Raw genomic sequence first — 1,045 nt, forward strand, 5'->3', positions numbered from 1 at the left:
TCGGCAGCGGCAAGGTAAATCTCAAAGCGGTAAAGGATCTGGCGATAGAGCTGGGACTTTAGGACAAAATCTAAAAAAAGGATTTGGTTAGTGCGAGGCTTTAAAGCCGCGAAATTTTGGCTATATTACAGAACTACGAAATTTCGCGCTGCGAAATTTTAATCGATTTAAATTTTAAAAAACTTTGTAATAAAATGTGCCGTATGTAAGCTTATGGAGGCTACTGACGCTGCTCGTCGTTATTGGCTATAAAACAAGAAGCTCGACGGCAGAATTTCGCGATGTGGATTTGTAAAGCCAGGGAGTTCTAAGGCGTTAAATTTCAGGCTGCAAAATTCAAAATTGAAAAAAATCTAACTGCTAAATTTCGATTAATTCAGTTTGTAAAATTACGCGCATAAGGCGTCTTAATAAAATATGTAATTCCGTGCTTAAAATTCCACGCTGCGACATAAAAAGGAATTTTAATCGTGGCAAACAAGCGCGACATATTGGCTCAGCCGTGAAATTCCGCATTAAAATTTTACGTCGAAACCGCAGACAAAATTCTATGAAATTTTACCGAGAATGAGATTCTGTAAATTTCGTAACGGAGCGAATTTTAAAATTCCGCTCCGCTACTCAAGAATTTCGCAGCATACTATCTTGCATAAAATACTGCTAGTACGTCTTTAGATGTATCATTTTTGCCGGCAGGCTCCTCTTTGCCATCGGACGTTATCTTAAATCCCTGCGCCAAATCTACGCTTTTATCATTATTGACGACGAAATTAAGCTCTATCGTTGCGCTAGACGGCGCTTTTTTATTAGATGCGCCATAACTAGCTTTTAATTGCTCGGGCGTCAATTGCGAATAATACACCGCGCTTTTCAAGAAATCTAATACGCCCGGTAGATATGTCTTATCTTTTTTAGGGTCTTGGTCTTTTAGAATTTCATCCTCTAGCGACTTATCGCAATCGATCAATTCCTTCTGATCTTTGTATTCTATCTTACCTTTTGCTTTTATAGTCTCTTGGAATTTCGTGTCGTTTAGTTTGCAAAG

1 pseudogene is annotated in these 1,045 nt (G+C 38.5%); it reads right to left on the minus strand.

The window, feature by feature from the left end:
• Positions 1–640 precede the first annotated feature (640 nt).
• Positions 641–1,045 (minus strand): annotated as a pseudogene (locus tag Q0140_RS06955) (hypothetical protein); the annotation flags it as partial.

It is taken from the genome of uncultured Campylobacter sp. (genome assembly GCF_938045405.1).
Taxonomy (GTDB): Bacteria; Campylobacterota; Campylobacteria; order Campylobacterales; family Campylobacteraceae; genus Campylobacter_B.